Source organism: Nocardioides sp. NPDC057577, from assembly GCF_042801335.1.
Taxonomy (GTDB): domain Bacteria; phylum Actinomycetota; class Actinomycetes; order Propionibacteriales; family Nocardioidaceae; genus Nocardioides.
Genome location: NZ_JBHVGB010000016.1, coordinates 26,181 through 39,841, shown reverse-complemented (window position 1 = coordinate 39,841; position 13,661 = coordinate 26,181). Strand labels below are relative to the sequence as shown.

Annotated in this window: 12 protein-coding genes and 1 riboswitch; of the genes, 10 read left to right on the top strand and 2 right to left on the bottom strand. The window is 69.2% G+C overall.

All coding sequences use genetic code 11. The annotated features are described in order from the left end of the window. Window positions 1-25: 25 nt before the first annotated feature. Both ACFU7D_RS05530 and ACFU7D_RS05525 read left to right on the top strand, forming a co-directional pair. Entirely contained in the window at window positions 26-1,021 is a 996-nt protein-coding gene (locus ACFU7D_RS05530) for an LLM class F420-dependent oxidoreductase (RefSeq protein WP_378724671.1), read from the top strand. 64 nt (window positions 1,022-1,085) lie between these two features. Continuing rightward, window positions 1,086-2,636, top strand: coding sequence for an FMN-binding glutamate synthase family protein (locus ACFU7D_RS05525; protein WP_378864356.1), 1,551 nt, complete (start codon window positions 1,086-1,088; stop codon window positions 2,634-2,636). 113 nt (window positions 2,637-2,749) lie between these two features. On the opposite strand, the gene ACFU7D_RS05520 is transcribed toward ACFU7D_RS05525, so the two are convergent. Both ACFU7D_RS05520 and ACFU7D_RS05515 read right to left on the bottom strand, forming a co-directional pair. Next, window positions 2,750-3,772 carry a Gfo/Idh/MocA family protein gene (locus ACFU7D_RS05520; protein ID WP_378864353.1) on the bottom strand — a complete coding sequence of 341 codons (1,023 nt, stop codon included), beginning with the start codon at window positions 3,770-3,772 and terminating at the stop codon, window positions 2,750-2,752. 27 nt (window positions 3,773-3,799) lie between these two features. Then, window positions 3,800-5,227 carry a trehalose-6-phosphate synthase gene (locus ACFU7D_RS05515; protein ID WP_378864350.1) on the bottom strand — a complete coding sequence of 476 codons (1,428 nt, stop codon included), beginning with the start codon at window positions 5,225-5,227 and terminating at the stop codon, window positions 3,800-3,802. 170 nt (window positions 5,228-5,397) lie between these two features. Here ACFU7D_RS05515 and ACFU7D_RS05510 point away from each other — a divergent pair, with 170 nt between their 5' ends. The 8 genes from ACFU7D_RS05510 (at window position 5,398) to ACFU7D_RS05475 (ending at window position 13,656) form a co-directional block, all read left to right on the top strand. Further along, on the top strand, window positions 5,398-5,694 hold the full coding sequence (locus ACFU7D_RS05510; RefSeq protein ID WP_091046051.1) for a DUF3263 domain-containing protein: 297 nt from the start codon (window positions 5,398-5,400) through the stop codon (window positions 5,692-5,694). After that, the gene (locus ACFU7D_RS05505; RefSeq protein WP_378864347.1) at window positions 5,695-6,213 is read left to right on the top strand and encodes a LytR C-terminal domain-containing protein; all 519 of its coding nucleotides are present in this window, start codon (window positions 5,695-5,697) and stop codon (window positions 6,211-6,213) included. A 92-nt stretch (window positions 6,214-6,305) separates the two neighbouring features. Continuing rightward, entirely contained in the window at window positions 6,306-7,160 is an 855-nt protein-coding gene (otsB, locus tag ACFU7D_RS05500; protein WP_378864344.1) for a trehalose-phosphatase, read from the top strand. A gap of 98 nt (window positions 7,161-7,258) precedes the next feature. Continuing rightward, window positions 7,259-9,583 carry an endopeptidase La gene (gene lon, locus ACFU7D_RS05495; RefSeq protein WP_378864341.1) on the top strand — a complete coding sequence of 775 codons (2,325 nt, stop codon included), beginning with the start codon at window positions 7,259-7,261 and terminating at the stop codon, window positions 9,581-9,583. 68 nt (window positions 9,584-9,651) lie between these two features. Continuing rightward, on the top strand, window positions 9,652-10,203 hold the full coding sequence (locus ACFU7D_RS05490) for an isochorismatase family protein (RefSeq protein WP_378864338.1): 552 nt from the start codon (window positions 9,652-9,654) through the stop codon (window positions 10,201-10,203). A gap of 79 nt (window positions 10,204-10,282) precedes the next feature. Then, window positions 10,283-11,194: a GlxA family transcriptional regulator gene (locus ACFU7D_RS05485; RefSeq protein ID WP_378864335.1), complete on the top strand. Its 912-nt coding sequence runs from the start codon at window positions 10,283-10,285 to the stop codon at window positions 11,192-11,194. A gap of 83 nt (window positions 11,195-11,277) precedes the next feature. Beyond that, a riboswitch (SAM riboswitch) is annotated at window positions 11,278-11,416 on the top strand. An 11-nt stretch (window positions 11,417-11,427) separates the two neighbouring features. Beyond that, complete coding sequence (gene thrC / locus ACFU7D_RS05480; RefSeq protein WP_378724690.1) at window positions 11,428-12,699, top strand: threonine synthase; 1,272 nt, start codon at window positions 11,428-11,430, stop codon at window positions 12,697-12,699. A gap of 45 nt (window positions 12,700-12,744) precedes the next feature. Next, window positions 12,745-13,656 carry an SGNH/GDSL hydrolase family protein gene (locus ACFU7D_RS05475; RefSeq protein ID WP_378864331.1) on the top strand — a complete coding sequence of 304 codons (912 nt, stop codon included), beginning with the start codon at window positions 12,745-12,747 and terminating at the stop codon, window positions 13,654-13,656. Window positions 13,657-13,661 lie beyond the last annotated feature (5 nt).

Sequence of the window (13,661 nt, the reverse complement as noted above, 5' to 3'; positions counted from 1 at the left end):
AGGTTGGACTCACCAAGGAGTAGACATGAAGTTCGGTTTCTTCGTCCCGCAGGGATGGCGCTTCGACCTCGTCGGGATCGACCCGGCGGACCAGTGGACGACGATGAAGGACCTGGCGATCCACGCCGACTCCGGCCCCTGGGAGAGCATCTGGGTCTACGACCACTTCCACACCACCCCGGAGCCCTCCGACCAGGCGACCCACGAGGCCTGGTCGCTGATGGCGGGTCTGGGGGCGGTGACGTCGCGGGTTCGCCTCGGGCAGATGTGCTCGTGCATGTCCTACCGCAACCCGGCCTACCTGGCGAAGGTCGCCGCGACCGCCGACCACATCAGCGGTGGCCGGATCGAGATGGGCATCGGCGCCGGCTGGTACGAGCACGAGTGGCGGGCCTACGGCTACGGCTTCCCCGAGGCACGCGACCGGCTCGGCATGCTCCGTGAGGGCGTCCAGATCTTCCAGCAGGCGTGGACGAAGGGCGTCTCGTCGCTGGACGGGAAGTACTACCAGGTCGACGGCGCCATCTGTCAGCCGCTGCCGATCCAGAAGGGGCGCTCCGGCATCCCGCTGTGGATCGCCGGCGGTGGCGAGAAGGTGACCCTGAAGATCGCCGCGCAGTACGCCGACTACACCAACTTCTTCGGCGACCCGGAGGCGTTCAAGGCCAAGTCGGACATCCTCGCGGCGCACTGCGAGACCCTCGGGCGCGACTTCTCCGAGATCACCCGCTCCTCCAACTACAACGTGGTGCTGGGCGAGACCGAGGCCGAGGTCGCCGACAAGCTCGCCGCCTGGAAGGCACGTCTGGTGCCTCACCTCGGTGAGGACAAGGCCGCCGAGATCGTCGCGAACGGCAGTGGCCCGAGCGCGCTCGCCGGCACCCCCGAGCAGGTCGTGGAGCGGCTCAAGACCATGGAGGGGCTCGGGATGACGTACGCCATCGGCTACTTCCCGGACGCCGCCTACGACCGCTCCTCCCTCGAGCTCTTCGAGTCGAAGGTCATCCCCGAGTTCGCCTGAGCGACGCCCTGCGACACCGTCGCGGACGTTTACATCCAGGTGGGCGCCCGGTAGGAAGACGTACATGAAGATGACGACCCTCCTCGGGGGAGCGGCGCTCGCCGCCGGCGTGGTCGCGGTGCGCGACCTGTCCCAGCGCAAGCACGCGATCCTGCGGAACTTCCCGGTGATCGGGCACGCGCGGTACCTGATGGAGAAGATCGGGCCGGAGCTGCGGCAGTACATCGTCGCCGACAACGACGAGGAGAGGCCCTTCAGCCGCGACCAGCGGCGTTGGGTCTACTCCTCGGCCAAGGAGCAGAACAACTACTTCGGCTTCGGCACCGACAACGACATCGAGCACACCCAGGGCCACATCCATATCAAGCACCGTACGTTCGCCGACTCCCTGCCCGACGACCACGACCCGGCCGCCAAGCTCCCGTCGGCGAAGGTGCTCGGAGCGCCGCGCGGGCGAGCCAAGGCGTTCCGGCCGGAGTCGATCGTCAACATCTCGGCGATGTCGTTCGGGTCGCTGTCCGGGCCGGCGATCACGGCGCTCAATCGGGGTGCACTCAAGGCCGGGGCGATGCACAACACCGGCGAGGGCGGCATCTCGCCCTACCACCTGGAAGGCGGCGCCGATCTGGTGATGCAGATCGGCACCGCCTACTTCGGGTGCCGGAACGCCGACGGCACCTTCTCGATCGATCGGCTCAAGGAGCGGGTCGCCAGCGCGCCGGTCAAGGCGATCGAGATCAAGCTCTCGCAAGGCGCCAAGCCCGGCCTCGGTGGACTGCTGCCGGCGGCCAAGGTGACCCCGGAGATCGCCGAGATCCGCGGCATCGAGCTCGGCAAGGACTGTGCCTCGCCGTCTCGGCACTCCGCCTTCCACGACGTCGACTCGATGCTCGACTTCGTTGAGATGATCGCCGCCGAGACCGGGGTGCCGGTCGGCATCAAGTCGGCGGTCGGTGAGATGGAGTTCTGGCAGGAGCTCGCCGGCAAGATGCGGTCGGGGGAGCGGGGCGTCGACTTCATCACCGTCGACGGCAGCGAGGGCGGCACCGGTGCCGCGCCGCTGATCTTCTCCGACGCGGTCGCGATGCCGTACCGGATCGGCTTCTCGCGGGTCTACGGCACGTTCGCCGAGGTCGGTCTGACCGACTCGATCACCTTCATCGGGTCGGCGAAGCTCGGCCTTCCGGAGAACGCCGCCGTCGCCTTCGCGCTCGGCGCCGACATGATCAACGTCGGCCGCGAGGCGATGATGTCGATCGGCTGCATCCAGGCTCAGAAGTGCCACGACGACACCTGTCCGACCGGCGTCGCGACGCAGAGCAAGTGGCTCTCCGGCGGCCTCGACCCAATGGACAAGGGCGATCGCTGTGCCAGTTATCTCAGGACCCTGCGCAGGGAGCTGACGAAGGTCTCCGCCGCGGTCGGTGTCGCCCACCCCGGCCTGATCACGCCGCATGACATCGAGGTCATGAACGGCGACTACGAGTCACGCACTCTCGCCGGCGTCTACGGCTACAAGGACCACTGGGGCGCCCTCGGCCCCGATGTGGCCCGCGAGCTCCTCGCCGTCGTGCAACCGCACCGCACCTTCAACGAGAAGCCGACCACCGCCTGAGGGTCGAGACGTCAGGTACGTCGGCCGAGACGTCACTCGCGTCGGTCGAGACGGCATCCGGTGCCAACTCGACCGACGCCGCTGACGCCTCGGCCGGCGGGGGTGACTTCTCGTCAGGCCTCGGTGGCGTAGCGGGCGCCGATGGACTCGCGGATCATGTCCATCTGGCGCATCAGGCTGAGCGTCTGGCTGTGGGGCACCAGCGGGGACTCCAGGAGGCCCTCGCGCAGGCAGCGCTGCACCTCGACGATCTCGTTGGCGTACGCAGCGCCGATGACGGGCTCGTCACCGACGATCTCGACGGGCTCGTCGCCGTTGGCGGGCTTGAAGACCGCCGAGGACGGGTGGTGGAAGTCGGTCAGCTCGATGCGGCCCTGGTCGGTGGCGATCGAGGCCGCACGGGACGAGTAGGAGGTGACCGAGGAGACCATGGTGGAGAGCTCGTTGCCGGCGTACTTCCCGGTCATCACCAGGTCGAGGTCGAAGGTGGCGCCGTCGGCACCCTCGCCGAGGTTGGCCTGAGCGGTCAGCGCGCGGGCCTCGCCGAAGAGCAGGTGGGCGAAGGTGAGCGGGTAGATGCCCATGTCGAGCAGCGCGCTGGCGCCGAGCGCCGGGTCGAGGAGGCGCTGGTTCTGCTCGGGGTGGGCGACGAAGCCGAGCTCGGCGTGTACGTGCCGGGGGACCCCGAAGCGGCCCGACTTCACGTCGGTGACGAGGCGCCGGATGATCGGGTTGGTCGCCATCCACATGGCCTCCATGAGGAACAGCTTCTTGGAGGTGGCCAGGTCGACCATCGTCTGCGAGTCGGCGGCGTTGAGCGTCAGCGCCTTCTCGCACAGCACGTGCTTGCCGGCGTTGAGCACGAGGGTGGCGTGCTCGAGGTGGTGGGAGTGGGGGGAGGCGATGTAGACGACGTCGACGTCCTCGTCGGCGGCCAGCTCCTCATAGGAGCCGTGCGCGCGGACCGGCCCCTTGGCCTCGTACGCCTTCGCGAACTCCTCCGCAGACTCCTTGCTCCGCGAGCCCACGGCCACGAGTTGGCCGTCGGGGACGAGCATCAGGTCGGTGGCGAGGGAGTGGGCGATCCGGCCGGTGCCGAGAATTCCCCACCTGATCGGGTCAGAGTTGGTGGTCACGGCTCGACTCTAGCCACCAGGCAGCCCTCAGTGGGCGTTGGGCGGAAGCACGTTCTTGGTGTGACTGCCCTCCACGGCGGCGAGCTCTTCGAGGAAGGTGTCGGCCCAGTGGCGTACGTCCCGGGCGGCGACCTGCTTGCGCATCGCCTTCATCCGGCGGGTGAGCTCCTTCGGCTCGGCCTGGTAGGCCTCGAGCAGCGCGGCCTTCATCCCATTGATGTCGTAGGGGTTGACGAGCCAGGCCTGGCGCAGCTCCTCGGCCGCGCCGGCGAACTCGGAGAGCACGAGGGCGCCGTCGTCCTCGTAGCGGCAGGCGACGTACTCCTTCGCGACCAGGTTCATGCCGTCGCGGTAGGGGGTGACGACCATGATGTCGGCGGCGCGGTAGAGCGCGGCCATCTCCGCCCGGGGGAGGCTCGTGTGGAGGTAGGAGATCGCGGGTCGGCCGATGCGGCCGAGGTCGCCGTTGAGGCGGCCGACGAGGCGGTCGATGTCGTCGCGGAGCTTGCGGTACTGCTCGACGCGCTCGCGAGAGGGCACCGCCACCTGGACGAAGATCGCGTCCTCGACGTCGAGCTCGGTGTCGCGGATCATCTCGCCGTAGGCGCGCAGCCTGGCGTAGATGCCCTTGGTGTAGTCGAGCCGGTCGACGCCGAGCAGGATCTTCTTCGGGTCGCCGAGCTGCTGGCGGATCTCCTTGGCGCGCTGGTTGATGGCCTCGTCGTGGGCCATCTCGTCGAAGCCGAGGAAGTCGATCGAGATCGGGAAGGCGGCCGCGTGCACGGTGCGCCCGTCGGGGAGATAGACCAGGTCGCGATGGGTCTTGTGGCCGACGCGCTGACGCACCAGGCGGACGAAGTTCTGGGCCGCCTGCGGGAGCTGGAAGCCGACGAGGTCGGCGCCGAGGAGACCCTCGAGGAGCTGGCGGCGCCAGGGGACCTGCTGGAAGAGCTCGGCTGGAGGGAACGGGATGTGCAGGTAGAAGCCGATGCGCAGGTCGGGGCGGAGCTCGCGCAGCATCTGCGGGACCAGCTGGAGCTGGTAGTCCTGGACCCAGACGGTCGCGCCCTTCGCGGCGACCTCGGCGCACTTCTCGGCGAACCTGCGGTTGACGCGCTGGTAGCCGTCCCACCACTCGCGGTGGAACTCCGGCTTGGCCACGACGTCGTGGTAGAGCGGCCACAGGGTGCCGTTGGAGAAGCCCTCGTAGTGCTCCCGGATGTCCTCGGCGGTCATTGTCATCGGCAACAGGTGGAGCCCGTCGTCCTCGAACGGCTCGAGGTCCTCGTCGGTGCCGCCGGGCCAGCCGATCCAGACGCCGTCGTTGGCGCGCAGGACGGGTTCGAGGGCGCTGACCAGGCCTCCTGGGGAGCGTCGCCACGCTTTCGTGCCGTCCGGCATCTCCACTCGATCGACGGGAAGCCGGTTGGCCACGATTACCAGGTCAGCCTGCACATCTCCGACTCTAATGGACCGGGGCCAGGTTCGGCGCCGTGTCGTTCCACCCGTGACTTTCGGCTCCGGTCGGAATACCTGTCGAGTAACACGCCGACAGGGTGAACCACAGCGGTGTAGTTCGGCGCGTTAGGGTGTGGTCAGATGCAGACGACACCGGGGGACGAGGAATGAGCGCTGTCAACGTGCAGGTCACAGGCCCAGGCGAGGACCCCGCGAGCCTCAGTGAACGTGACAAGCAGATCCTCGACTTCGAGCGTCAGTGGTGGAAGTACGCCGGAGCCAAGGAAGCCGCCGTGCGCGAGGCGTTCAACATGTCCGCCACCCGTTACTACCAGGTGCTCAACGCTCTCATCGACAAGCCGGAGGCCCTCGAGGCCGACCCCCTGCTGGTACGCCGCCTGCGACGGCTCCGCGCGGCCCGGCAGCGTCAGCGCTCGGCGAGACGGCTCGGTTTCGAGGTCTGAATGACCGGCTGCGTACGTCCTTCGAAGGGTGAGCGTGGCGTCGCGCTTCCCACACCCGTCATCGCGCTGAGCGTGGTTGCCGTCGTCGCCGCGGTGGTCGTCTTCTGGATCACCGGGGGTTCTGACGACGGGGGCGAGAAGATCGCCCAGGCAGGGGGCACTCCGTCTCCCTCGGCGTCGGCGAAGCCGAAGCCGGCCAAGACCGAGGAGAAGAAGCCGGCCAAGGCCGAGCCCTCGCCCGTCGATCGTGCCAAGGTCAGCGTCGAGGTCTACAACCAGTCCAACATCGGTGGCCTTGCCAGCGACGTCGCGGCTAAGGCGACGACGGTCGGCTGGAACGTCGTCGGCGAGGACAACTGGATGGGCTCGGTTCCGGAGAACACCGTCTACTACCCGGGCGAGATGAAGCGCGAGGGCCAGCAGCTCGCCGATGACCTCGGCATCAAACGCACCCATGTGTCGGTCGAAGGCTCGATGAAGGGCGACCGGTTGACGGTCGTCCTGACCGGTGCTCTCTGAGGCTTTCCGGCCGTTCTCGATGGTGTGTGATCTGCCACACGGCAGTGCTCGCCCGGTCGGCTCGTAGGTCGTTGCCGTGTCACAGTTGAGCCATGGCCGAACTCCAGCCTGACGGCACCGCAGGAGAGCAGAAGTACGCCGCGATCGCGGCTGCTGCCGCCGAGACTCTCGTCGGTCTCGACTTCGACGGGACGCTCTCCCCGATCGTGGAGGACCCGGCTTCGGCTCGGATCCATCCGGACGCGGCGGAGGTCCTGATCGCGCTCGCGTCCCGGGTCAAGGCGCTGGCCATCGTCACCGGCCGACCCGCCGGACAGGTCGTCGAGCTGGGCGGGCTGGACGCGATCGCCGACGCGCTGGGGGAGCTGGGCAAGGAGCTGTACGTGTTCGGTCAGTACGGCAACGAGCGCTGGAGCGGCTCGGACCGGATCGTCATCGGTCCGCCGCCGCCCGAGGGGCTGGCCGCGTTCGAGGCGGCGCTGCCCGCGGTGCTCTCCGCGCACGGTGCGCAGGACGCCTATATCGAGGAGAAGGGTCTCGCCGTCGGGGTGCACACCCGCCGGTTCCCTGACCCCGACGGCCTCGCCGCGCGTCTGCTCCCGCCGCTGACCGAGCTGGCCGGCGAGCACGGGCTCGTCATCGAGCCCGGCAAGCAGGTCATCGAGGTGCGTGCTCCTGGCATGCACAAGGGTCACGCGATCTCCACCTTGGTGGAGGAGGTCTCGCCCGGCGCGATCCTGTTCGGTGGCGACGACCTGGGGGACGTCGAGGCGTTCGAGGCGGTGCGTGCCTGGGGAAAGGCGACCGGGTCGCCGACGGTGCTCGTCTACTCCCACGCTGGACCCGACCGGGGTCCGCTCGCCGGGCTGGCCGATGTCGAGGTGGCGGGTCCGGACGGTGTGCTGGAGCTTCTGCGTGAGCTGACCGCCGAGGCGCGCCAGGGGTAGCGCGGCGTCCGCTGACAGCGAACACGATAACCGGAGGGAACATCCGGTTGTCCCCGGGAGTTGAGCCGGTATCACTCAACTTTCTAGGAGGGTCCGCAATGGACAAGCTTCCTGTGCTGTTCGTCTCGGATGCCGTGGTCCTGCCGGGGATGGTCGTGCCGATCGAGCTCGACGAGGCCGCGCAGGCTGCGATCGACGCCGCCCGGGCCGGCTCGGAGAGCCGGCTGCTGGTCGCGCCGCGGCTGGGGGACCGGTATGCGACGTACGGTGCTGTCGCCACGATCGAGCGTGTCGGCCGGTTCCGGGGCGGTGAGCCCGCGGCGGTGCTGAGGGCTGTCGGCCGAGCGAAGATCGGCTCCGGCGTGACCGGACCCGGTGCTGCGCTGTGGGTCGAGGTCGAGGCGGCCGAGGAGACCACGACGGAGCACGCTAAGGAGCTGGCCGAGGAGTACAAGCGGCTGGTCGTCGCCGTGCTGCAGCGTCGTGAGGCCTGGCCGGTCATCGACCAGGTCAACCGCCTCACCGAGCCGTCCGAGATCGCCGACACCGCCGGCTACGCGCCCTACCTCGACGACGAGGCCAAGCGCGAGCTGCTGGAGACGCCGTCGGTCGAGGAGCGGCTCGAGAAGGTGATCGCCTGGGCCAAGGACAACATCGCGGAGTCCGAGGTCAGCGACAAGATCGCCGAGGACGTACGCGAGGGCATGGAGAAGACGCAGCGGGAGTTCCTGCTGCGCCAGCAGCTCGCCGCGATCCGCAAGGAGCTCGGCGAGGGCGAGCCCGAGGGGTCCGACGACTACCGGGCCCGGGTCGAGGCAGCCGACCTGCCCGAGGCCGTACGCGAGGCCGCGCTGCGCGAGGTCGACAAGCTCGAGCGTGGTTCGGAGCAGAACCCCGAGACCGCCTGGATCCGCACCTGGCTGGACACCGTGCTGGAGCTGCCCTGGGGCGTGACCACGGAGGACTCCACCGACGTGGTCGCTGCTCGCGAGGTGCTCGACGCCGACCACCACGGCCTCGACGAGGTCAAGGACCGGATCGTGGAGTACCTGGCGGTCAGGACACGTCGCGCCGAGCGTGGGCTGCAGGTCATCGGCGGCCGAGGCTCGGGCGCCGTGGTGCTCCTCGCCGGCCCGCCTGGAGTCGGCAAGACCTCGCTCGGTGAGTCGGTCGCCCGCTCGCTCGGACGGAAGTTCGTCCGGGTCGCGCTGGGCGGTGTCCGTGACGAGGCCGAGATCCGCGGTCACCGGCGCACCTACGTCGGCGCGCTCCCGGGGCGGATCGTGCGGGCCATCAAGGAGGCCGGCTCGATGAACCCGGTCGTGCTCCTCGACGAGGTCGACAAGGTCGGCTCCGACTACCGGGGCGATCCTGCTGCGGCGCTGCTGGAGGTGCTCGACCCGGCGCAGAACCACACCTTCCGCGACCACTACCTCGAGCTCGACCTGGACCTCTCCGACGTCCTGTTCATCGCGACGGCCAACGTCGTGGAGCAGATCCCGAGCGCCCTGCTGGACCGGATGGAGCTGGTCACCATCGACGGCTACACCGAGGACGACAAGGTAGCCATCGCCCGCGACTTCCTGCTGCCCCGGCAGCTCGAGCGGGCCGCGGTCACCGCGGACGAGGTGAGCGTCGCCGACGACGCGCTGCGTGAGCTGGCTGCCAACTACACCCGCGAGGCGGGCGTACGCCAGCTCGAGCGGCTCCTCGCCAAGGCGCTGCGCAAGGCGGCGACACGTTTGGCCACCGGGGCCGAGCATGTCGAGGTCGACCTGGACAACCTCAAGGACCTCGTCGGACGGCCGCGGTTCACGCCGGAGTCGGCGGAGCGTACGTCGGTCCCGGGGGTCGCCACCGGGCTGGCCGTGACCGGCCTGGGTGGGGACGTGCTCTTCATCGAGGCGTCCGCTGCCGACGGGCAGACCGGCCTGAACATCACCGGCCAGCTCGGTGAGGTGATGAAGGAGTCCGCGCAGATCGCGCTCTCCTTCGTCCGCTCGCACGCGGCCGAGCTGGGGGTGGACCCGGCGGTGCTGGACCGCTCGCTCCACGTCCACGTGCCCGCGGGCGCGGTGCCCAAGGACGGCCCGAGCGCCGGGATCACCATGGTCACCGCGCTCACCTCGCTCGCGACCGGACGCCCGGTGCGCAGCGAGGTCGGCATGACCGGTGAGGTCTCGCTCTCCGGCCGGGTGCTGCCCATCGGCGGCCTCAAGCAGAAGCTGCTCGCCGCCCAGCGGGCCGGCCTGACCGAGGTATTCGTGCCGCAGCGCAACGAGCCCGATCTGGACGAGGTGCCCGACGAGGTGAAGCAGGCGCTGAAGATCAACCTGGTGAGTGATGTCAGGGATGTCGTACGCGGCGCCCTCGCCCCTGCGGCCGGGGGTGCCAGCACTGCCAGCTCGGTTGCCGCTGCCTGACCGGATCGTTCCGGATGCTGCCCGCTTGATGCCTCGTGCATCGAGCGGGCAGCTCGCACACTGGAGGCATGAGCAACCGAGCCCTTCTCGTCATCGACATCCAGGAATCCTTTCGTCAGCAGGAGTTGTGGGACCGGACCCTCCATCCCGACATCGCCGAGCGCGCAGACCGGCTGGTGAGCCTCGCGCGTGCCGCCGGAGACCTGGTCGTCTGGGTGCTGCACACCGAGCCCGGCAGCGGTGGTGCCTTCGACCCGGCCTCGGGCCATGTGCGCTACCTGGAAGGGCTGAGCGGCCCGCAGTCGGGTGACGTCGAGGTGCGCAAGACCTCGCACAACGCATTCACCACGACCAACCTGCAGCAGGTGCTGACCGAGCACGGGATCACCGAGCTCGTGGTCTGCGGGATCCGTGCCGAGCAGTGTGTCGAGACCAACGCCCGGATCGGCTCCGACCTCGGCTACCGGGTCACCTATGTCGCCGACGCCGTGACCACCGAGCCGCTGGGCGGCTTGTCCGCGGAGGAGGTCGTGGAGCGTACGAAACTCGTGCTCAGCGGCCGTTTCGCCGAGATCGTGACCATCGCCGATCTGGAGGCTGTGGCAGCATCTGCGGCGTGAGCGAGCGCCAGCGAGCGATCAATGTGATCATCATGCCGTCACATCCGTATCCTTTCTTCTCCTCAACGGGTGTGGCGGCATGAGCAAGGTCGTGTTCGTGCTGCTGCCCGGCGTACATCTGCTCGACCTGGCCGGGCCGGCACAGGCGTTCCACACCGCTGGCAACCTGGGGCACCCCTACGACCTCGTCTACGTCGCGGGCGCCGAGCCGGGGGAGGTGGTCTCGGCCCAGGGGCTGCCGCTGTCGGTCACCGCGGAGTGGCCCGATCCCGACCCGGGCGACCTGCTCCTCGTGCCGGGGTGGCGGGCGGCGTACGACCTCGTCGCCGGCCCTCGGCTCTCCCGGGAGACAGCCGAGCGGCTGCGTGCCCATCATGCGGCCGGGGGCGAGGTGGCGAGCGTCTGCGCCGGGGCCGATGCCCTCGGCCAGGCGGGTCTCCTCGACGGCCGTCTCTGCACCACCCATCACGACCTCCAGGACGCGCTGTCCCGGCGTTATCCGAAGGCCCGGGTGGTGCGCGACGTGCTCTTCACCAGCGATGACCGGATCGTGACGTCGGCAGGCATCGCCAGCGGCATCGACCTGAGCCTGCACCTGCTCGCGATGCGCCACGGACCGGCGCTGGCGGCTCGTGTCGCGCGAGACATGGTCGTCTACGCACGGCGCAACGGCGACCAGCCGCAGGAGAGCGTCCTGCTGCGCCACCGGAACCATCTCGACGACACCGTCCACCACGTGCAGGACGTGATCGACGGCCGGTTCGCCGAGGCGCTCCCGCTCGCCGCCCTTGCCGAGGGCGCGGGGGTGAGCGAGCGCACCCTGACCCGCGCCTTCGTGAGCGCGACCGGTCTCACCCCGCTCCGCTACCAGCAGGCGCTTCGGCGTGAGCGGGCCGACCATCTGCTGGCCGCGGGCACCACCATGGAGTCGGCCGCCCGAGCGGTGGGCTTCGACGACGCCCGGATGCTGCGCCGCCTCCGCGCCCGCTGACCGCCGTCCAGATAGCGGACATGTGGTCCGCGGAGTGGAACCCGGATGTGTTTGGTGCCGGATACCTGCCGTACGATCGCTACTGCTCATCGAGAGGGACTGAGGGAACGGCCCAGTGAAGTCCCGGCAACCGACCGCGAGCCTCCTCCCATGCCAGGGCGGGTAGCGGAGCAGGTGCTAATTCCGGCCCGGCGCGAGAGACGTGATCGGGGAAGATGAGGAGGAGGTTTCTCATGAGCGCTGCAACCGAGGAGAAGAACGGTCTGCGCGAGGGCGCGTTCGGGAACGCATCGGCACTCTCGTGCCGAGAGTGCGGCAACCAGGTCGAGCTCGGACCGCATTACGCCTGTCCGGAGTGTTTCGGGCCACTGGAGGTGGCCTATGACTTCCCGGCCGTGACCCGTGAGGAGATCGAGGCCGGACCCCGCAACATCTGGCGCTACAAGGCGCTGCTGCCGGTGCCCGACGACATCGAGCAGAGCCCCAACACCGAGCCCGGCTTCACCCGGCTCCTGGACGCGAAGAACCTCGCCAAGGAGCTCGGCATCGAGAAGATCTGGGTGAAGGACGACTCGACCAACCCGACCAACTCCTTCAAGGACCGCGTGGTCGCCTGTGCGCTGAGCGCCGCCCGTGAGCTCGACGCCAAGGTCTTCGCCTGCCCGAGCACCGGCAACCTGGCCAACGCGGTGGCGGCGGCGGGGGCGCGGGCCGGCATCCCGACCGCGGTCTTCATCCCGAGCAACCTCGAGCAGCCCAAGCAGGTCAACTCCGCGATCTTCACCGACAACCTGATCGCCGTCGACGGCAACTACGACGACGTCAACAAGCTCGCCCAGGAGATCGCGGCGGAGGAGGACGGCTGGGCGTTCGTGAACGTCAACGTACGTCCCTTCTACGCCGAGGGCTCCAAGACGCTCGGCTTCGAGATCGCCGAGCAGCTCGGCTGGCGCCTGCCCGACCAGATCGTCATCCCGGTGGCCTCCGGATCCCAGCTGACCAAGGTCGACAAGGCCTTCAAGGAGCTGATCAAGCTCGGTCTGGTCGAGGAGAAGCCCTACCGGATCTTCGGCGCCCAGGCGACCGGCTGCAACCCGGTCGCGACCGCGTTCAAGGCCGGCGTCGACGCCATCCGCCCGGTCAAGCCCGACACGATCGCCAAGTCGCTGGCCATCGGCAACCCCGCCGACGGCATCTACGTCCTCGACGCCACCCGCTCCTCCGGTGGCGCCGTCGAGGAGGTCACCGACGACGAGATCCGCGCCGCGATCGTGCTCCTGGCCCGCACCGAGGGCATCTTCACCGAGACCGCCGGCGGCACCACGCTCGCGGTCACCAAGAAGCTCGTCGAGACCGGCGCTCTGGACCCGAGCCTGGAGACGGTGATCATCAACACCGGCCACGGCCTCAAGACGCTCGACGCGATCAGCGGCATCGTCGGCCCCCGCGCCACCATCGCCCCCAACTACGACTCCTTCGAGGAAGCCGGGCTCTCGCAGGCGTAGGGCTTGTCCCTTCGCGTTCACATCCGTGCGCTACAGATAAGAAATGTGAGCAGCGCGAAGACGAGTGAAGAGGCCAGGTGGCTCGGTGTGGTCGCCGCGACCGCCGGAGTCGCCGGCGCGATCGGCGTGGTGGGGGCGGCGGCCGGTGCCGGGTTCGTGACGTTGCTGAAGAGACAGGCGGCGCATGCACGCGACGTGATCGGCAAGCCGCTCGGCGAGGAGGCGATCTACGCCGACAAGGTCTACAAGAAGACCTACGGCGGTACGCCGGTGGAGCTCCTCGTCCTCGGCGACTCGATCGCCGCCGGGCTGGGTGCGGAGACCCGCGGCGGCACGCTCGGCGCACGGCTGGCCAAGGGTACGGCGAAGGTCCTGCAGAGGCCGGTGCGGCTGCGTACGGCCGCGGTGGTCGGGGCCGAGACCTCGATGGTTCCCGCTCAGCTCGAGTCCCTTCCGGAGAGCTACCGACCCGACGTCGCCGTGGTCATCGTCGGCGGCAACGACGTCACCCACCGGGTCCCGCAGAAGGACTCCACCCGGGTGCTGGGGGAGATCATCGACGCGCTGCGGGAGCGTGGCGCCGAGGTAGTGGTCGGGACCTGCCCCGACGTCGGTGCAGTCCGACCGCTGCCGCAGCCGCTGCGCTCGCTCGGACGCAGGATCGCCAAGCAGCTGGCCGAGGGGCAGCGGGAGACCGCGCTGGCCAAGGGCGCCCACGTCGTCTCGCTCTCCGAGGTCGTCGGCCCGTTCTTCATCACGAACCCCGACGAGATGTTCGCCATCGACCACTTCCACCCCAGCGCCATGGGCTACAAGCGCACCGCGAAGGCGATGCTGCCCTCCGTCCTCGCCGCGCTGGGGCAGGTCGAGCGGGTCCCGTTCGGCCACCACCTGCCCGAGCTCCCGCCCGAGTCGGCGCATCCTGACACGGATCCCGGTCGAGTCGGCTCGTCATAACGCGC

What these genes read in the sequence shown, in the direction of transcription:
- ACFU7D_RS05505 (WP_378864347.1), top strand. Translation starts at nt 5,695, where the DNA reads ATGACCGGCTGCGTACGTCCTTCGAAGGGTGAGCGTGGCGTCGCGCTT.
- ACFU7D_RS05525 (WP_378864356.1), top strand. Translation starts at nt 1,086, where the DNA reads ATGAAGATGACGACCCTCCTCGGGGGAGCGGCGCTCGCCGCCGGCGTG.
- lon (WP_378864341.1), top strand. Translation starts at nt 7,259, where the DNA reads ATGGACAAGCTTCCTGTGCTGTTCGTCTCGGATGCCGTGGTCCTGCCG.
- thrC (WP_378724690.1), top strand. Translation starts at nt 11,428, where the DNA reads ATGAGCGCTGCAACCGAGGAGAAGAACGGTCTGCGCGAGGGCGCGTTC.
- ACFU7D_RS05490 (WP_378864338.1), top strand. Translation starts at nt 9,652, where the DNA reads ATGAGCAACCGAGCCCTTCTCGTCATCGACATCCAGGAATCCTTTCGT.
- ACFU7D_RS05530 (WP_378724671.1), top strand. Translation starts at nt 26, where the DNA reads ATGAAGTTCGGTTTCTTCGTCCCGCAGGGATGGCGCTTCGACCTCGTC.
- ACFU7D_RS05510 (WP_091046051.1), top strand. Translation starts at nt 5,398, where the DNA reads ATGAGCGCTGTCAACGTGCAGGTCACAGGCCCAGGCGAGGACCCCGCG.
- ACFU7D_RS05485 (WP_378864335.1), top strand. Translation starts at nt 10,283, where the DNA reads ATGAGCAAGGTCGTGTTCGTGCTGCTGCCCGGCGTACATCTGCTCGAC.
- otsB (WP_378864344.1), top strand. Translation starts at nt 6,306, where the DNA reads ATGGCCGAACTCCAGCCTGACGGCACCGCAGGAGAGCAGAAGTACGCC.